The following is a 3,266-nucleotide window of genomic DNA, read 5'->3' as shown; positions in this document are numbered from 1 at the left end:
GCCTCCTTGGCGCGCGGGTTGCGGGACGGGGACTGCTCCCCCACCCCCACCCCTCCCCACCCCTCCCACCCCATCCCCGCGATCTTGCACTTCTCGTCGCCGCATTTCCGGCAAAGCTCGCGAATGGGCGACCGAAACTGCAAGATCGCAGCGGAGGGTGGGGCGTTGGGGTAGCAGATGTGGGGGGTGGGGTGGGGGTTTTCCACAGTGGGGTGGTTGTCCACAGGGGGCGGGTGAGGGGTCGCGTTGGGCGGTGGGGGCAGGGCAGGGTGCCTGCGTGACGACTCAACTGTGGCGGGTGGAGAGCCTGATGCGGACACTCAGTGCCCGTCGGCTTCGGACGCGCGTCGGCCGAGAGGAACTGCGCCGCGTACGGCGGGGTGTTTATGCCGATCAACCCTGCGACGACGAGGACGAACTGCGAGCGCTCATTCTCTGCCTCCCCGATGGCGCCATGCTCGCCAGGCAGACCGCGGCCCGACGGTACGGCTTCGGTGTGTTGCGCGACGATCTGGTGCACGTCCAGGTGCCGACCCTGGTGCCAAAGCCCCGGCTGCCCGGGCTGGTCGTGCATCATTCCGTCCTGCCGGTGCAGCCGGTTGTCGTTCGCGGGCTGCCATGTGTGCCGGCGGCGCGCTGCGCCGTCGACCTGGCGCGTACGGTGCGTCGCCTCGACGCGCTGCCTGTCCTCGACTGCGCTCTCAGATCTGGTGTGGTGACACCGGATGATCTGATGGCCGAGATGGGCGCGCATCGGGCGCTGCGCGGCGTACGCCAGGCGCGCGAGTTGGTGCCGCTGGCGGACGGTCGGGCCGAGTGCCGCCAGGAGAGTCAGTTGCGGTTGGTGTTGCTGGACGGGCGGCTGCCACCGCCAGAGCCGCAGCTGTGGGTCCACGACGAGTACGGGGTTGCCCGCTTCCGGCTCGACCTGGGCTATCGCGAGCGCAGGATCGGCATCGAGTACGACGGCCTCTCCCACCTCGACCGCGAAAGCCTCCGATACGACCGGGACCGCGTCAACTGGCTCGACGCCCATGGCTGGCGGATGCGCTACTTCACCGACCGCGACCTCTACCGCCGCCCCACGCACATAGTCGCCACCATCCGCAAAGCCCTCCGCTGACCCACCCCACCCACCCCCACCTCGCCGATCTTGCACTTTTTGTCGGGGCAAAAGCATCTTTAAAGACACTTTGGCGACCGAAAGTGCAAGATCGGCGAGGTGAGGGGTGGAGGGGTGGGACGCGAGGGGGGTGGGGTGGGGTTAGGTGGCTAGGTGGGAGCGGGTTAGGAAGCGGAGGCCTTCGGGGGCTTCTAGGGAGAAGCCGCTGCCTCGGCCGGGGACCACGTCGATGGTGAGCCGGGTGTGCTTCCACAGCTCCCACTGGGCCGCCGACATCCAGAACTCCACCGGCTCTGCAACCCCCTCGATTTCCAGAGCCGCCAGCAGGACGTCGGACGAACCGGTGCGGAACTCGCCGGCCGGGTAGCACATCGGGGCGCTGCCGTCGCAGCAGCCGCCGGACTGGTGGAACATCAGCGGCCCGTGCTGCCCCCGCAGCGAACGGATCAGCTCGGCCGCCGCTGGTGTCACCGAGACCGTCGGTGGGGCGGCCGGAGCGACGGACACCGGCGACGGCTCGGCCCGCCGCAGCGGCGCCATAGCTGCCCTCGTCGCCCCGGCCGCCTCCACAGCGCCGGGGGCCGGCGCGGCCCGGTGGGCCGCGCCGTCCGGAGCGCTCATCAGAAGAAGCCCAGCTTCTTCGGGGAGTAGCTGACCAGCAGGTTCTTGGTCTGCTGGTAGTGCTCCAGCATCATCTTGTGGTTCTCCCGGCCGATGCCGGACTGCTTGTACCCGCCGAACGCGGCGTGCGCCGGGTACGCGTGGTAGCAGTTGGTCCACACCCGACCGGCCTGGATCGCCCGTCCGGCCCGGTACGCGGTGTTCATGTCCCGGGTCCAGACGCCGGCACCCAGGCCGTAGAGCGTGTCGTTGGCGATCTTCACGGCGTCGTCCAGGTCGGCGAAGGAGGTCACCGAGACCACCGGGCCGAAGATCTCCTCCTGGAAGATCCGCATCGAGTTGTCGCCCTCGAAGATGGTCGGCTCCACGTAGTAGCCGCCGGACAGCTCGCCGCCCAGATCCGCGCGGGATCCGCCGGCCAGGACGCGAGCGCCCTCCTGCCGGCCGATGTCCAGGTAGGACAGGATCTTCTCCAGCTGGTCGTTGGACGCCTGGGCCCCGATCATGGTGTCGGTGTCCAGTGGGTGGCCCTGCTTGATCGCCGTCGTGCGGGAAACCGCTGCGGCCAGGAAGTCGGAGTAGTGGCCCTGCTGGATCAGCGCCCGGGACGGGCAGGTGCAGACCTCGCCCTGGTTGAGGGCGAACATGGTGAATCCTTCGAGCGCCTTGTCGAGGAAGTCGTCGGAGGCGGCGCTCACGTCGTCGAAGAAGATGTTCGGGCTCTTGCCGCCCAGCTCCAGGGTGACCGGTTTGATGTTCTCGCTGGCGTACTGCATGATCAGCCGCCCGGTGGTGGTCTCGCCGGTGAACGCGACCTTGGCCACCCGGGGCGAGGAGGCGAGCGGCTTGCCCGCCTCGACGCCGAAGCCGTTGACGATGTTGACGACGCCGGGCGGCAGCAGGTCGGCCACCAGCGACAGCCAGTAGTGGATCGAGGCGGGGGTCTGCTCGGCCGGCTTCAGTACCACCGCGTTGCCGGCGGCGAGCGCCGGGGCCAGCTTCCAGGTCGCCATCAGGATCGGGAAGTTCCACGGGATGATCTGCCCGACCACGCCGAGCGGCTCGTGGAAGTGGTACGCGACGGTGTCGTCGTCCAGCTCGCCCAGCGATCCCTCCTGGGCCCGGATCGCCCCGGCGAAGTAGCGGAAGTGGTCGATCGCGAGCGGGATGTCGGCCGCCAGGGTCTCGCGTACCGGCTTGCCGTTCTCCCAGGTCTCCGCGACGGCCAGGGATTCCAGGTTCTCCTGCATCCGGTCGGCGATCCGGTTGAGGATCAGCGCCCGTTCGGCGACCGGGGTCCGTCCCCAGGCGTCGGCGGCGCCGTGCGCGGCGTCGAGGGCCTTTTCGACGTCCTCGGCGGTGCCTCGGGCCACCTCGCAGAAGGTCTGCCCGGTCACCGGGGTGGGGTTCTCGAAGTATCGCCCGCCGTGCGGCTTGACGTACTCGCCGCCAATGAAGTGGTCGTAGCGGGACTGCCAGTGGGTGGGCGCGTCGTAGCGCGTCATGGTGCACCTCCGCCGTC

The 3,266-nt window shown here is 69.3% G+C and carries 3 protein-coding genes; 1 reads left to right on the top strand and 2 read right to left on the bottom strand.

Features of this window, described 5'->3' with window-relative positions; translation table 11 throughout:
• Positions 1-454 precede the first annotated feature (454 nt).
• Entirely contained in the window at positions 455-1,123 is a 669-nt protein-coding gene (locus tag AB0M52_RS32525; protein ID WP_363961602.1) for a DUF559 domain-containing protein, read from the top strand.
• Positions 1,124-1,264: 141 nt separating this feature from the next.
• Here AB0M52_RS32525 and AB0M52_RS32520 read toward each other — a convergent pair whose 3' ends face one another.
• Positions 1,265-1,663 carry a DUF779 domain-containing protein gene (locus tag AB0M52_RS32520; protein WP_363961604.1) on the bottom strand — a complete coding sequence of 133 codons (399 nt, stop codon included), beginning with the start codon at positions 1,661-1,663 and terminating at the stop codon, positions 1,265-1,267.
• 80 nt (positions 1,664-1,743) lie between these two features.
• Positions 1,744-3,249: an aldehyde dehydrogenase gene (adh, locus tag AB0M52_RS32515; protein ID WP_363961600.1), complete on the bottom strand. Its 1,506-nt coding sequence runs from the start codon at positions 3,247-3,249 to the stop codon at positions 1,744-1,746.
• Positions 3,250-3,266: the final 17 nt, after the last annotated feature.

Origin of the sequence: Micromonospora sp. NPDC051296 (assembly GCF_040682255.1) — a bacterium.
GTDB classification, from domain to species: Bacteria; Actinomycetota; Actinomycetes; order Mycobacteriales; family Micromonosporaceae; genus Micromonospora; species Micromonospora craterilacus.
The sequence above is the reverse complement of the archived record's forward strand: the minus strand, read 5'-3'. Positions and strand labels throughout refer to the sequence as shown.

Bases quoted from the DNA above. Each gene is read 5' to 3' on its own strand.
- AB0M52_RS32520 (WP_363961604.1), bottom strand. From the start codon at position 1,663: ATGGCGCCGCTGCGGCGGGCCGAGCCGTCGCCGGTGTCCGTCGCTCCG.
- adh (WP_363961600.1), bottom strand. From the start codon at position 3,249: ATGACGCGCTACGACGCGCCCACCCACTGGCAGTCCCGCTACGACCAC.
- AB0M52_RS32525 (WP_363961602.1), top strand. From the start codon at position 455: ATGCTCGCCAGGCAGACCGCGGCCCGACGGTACGGCTTCGGTGTGTTG.